1 protein-coding gene and 1 pseudogene are annotated in these 1,149 nt (G+C 73.5%); both read right to left on the bottom strand.

Annotation, left to right across the window (positions count from 1 at the left end):
• Positions 1-303: pseudogene (locus CEK69_RS20930) on the bottom strand (hypothetical protein); the annotation flags it as partial.
• Entirely contained in the window at positions 300-1,082 is a 783-nt protein-coding gene (locus tag CEK69_RS20925; protein WP_152247720.1) for a ParA family protein, read from the bottom strand. The pseudogene CEK69_RS20930 and the gene CEK69_RS20925, both read right to left, overlap by 4 nt.
• Between the last annotated feature and the right edge of the window lie 67 nt (positions 1,083-1,149).

Here is a 1,149-nt window from a genome sequence, read left to right as displayed (position 1 = left end):
TTCGGCCGGGACCGCGGCGGCGATCTGTCCGGGTGTCGGACCGGCCGGTGCGGGCGCCAGCGCCTGCTGCGACATGATGCCGGCCAGGGCCGGATCGGAGTCGGCTTCGGCCAGGACCGCGGCGGCGATCTGGTCCGGGGTCGGTCCGGTCGCGGTCGGGGCGGGCGCCGTCGTCGCGGCGTCCGCTTGCACGTCGGCGACCGCGACCGGCGCGGGGCTTGGCGGCACGGCCTTCTGCTCCTCGGCGATCACGTCGTGGAGCAGGCCTTCCAGATAATCGTCGATGATCCCGGGGGTGCTCATGCGGCTTGCTCCATCGGCGTGGCGTCGCTGGCGATCAGCCATTCCAGCGCGCGGCGGTAGGCGGCCAGGCCGCGGCCCGGGTAGTCGCCCGGCACGCCGGCCACCGTCAGCGCCTTGACGTTGCAGATCTTGGTGTCGACCGGGATGGCGTCTTCCCACACCCGCTCGCCGTAGCTGTCCTGCATCTGCCGCAGGGTCTCGTTGCCGGCGCGGGTGCGCTTGTCGAACAGGGTCGGCAGGATCGAGGCGGGCAGCGGCCGGCGCCGCGAGCGCTCGACCATGTCCACGGTGCGGACCATGCTGGCCAGGCCGTGCAGGGCCAGCGGCTCGGCCTGGGTCGGGATGATCACGCGGTCGGCCGCCGCCAGCGCGTTGATCATCAGCAGGCCCAGGGTCGGCGGGCAGTCGAGCAGGATGTAGTCGTGCTGGCCGGCGTGGCGGGCCATGGCCTGCTGCAGCGCCAGGCCCAGGCCGGGCTGGTTGGCGCTGCGCCGTTCCAGCGTGGCCAGCGCGGTCTGCCCGCAAACGAAGCTCAGACGCTCGACCGCGGTGTCGCGGGCCAGCGCGGCGAGTTCGCCCGGCGGGGTCGCGAACAGGTCGAGCACGCCCGCCGGCTGCGGTTCCTGCGGCACGTCGAAGGCCCGGGTCAGCGAGGCGTGCGGATCGAGATCGAGCATCAGCACGCGGTGCCCGAGCATGGCCAGCCCACGGCCCAGGGCCAGCGTGGTGGTGGTCTTGCCCACGCCACCTTTCTGGTTGGCGATCGCCCAGATGCGCATCAGTTGACTCCTTCAATGGCAGGTACTGCGCGGGGGCCGCCGGCGTTGCCGGGGGCCGCCGCGGCGG

This window comes from Xanthomonas sp. LMG 12462, from assembly GCF_009192885.1.
Classification (GTDB): Bacteria; Pseudomonadota; Gammaproteobacteria; order Xanthomonadales; family Xanthomonadaceae; genus Xanthomonas_A; species Xanthomonas_A sontii.
The sequence above is the reverse complement of the archived record's forward strand: the minus strand, read 5'-3'. Positions and strand labels throughout refer to the sequence as shown.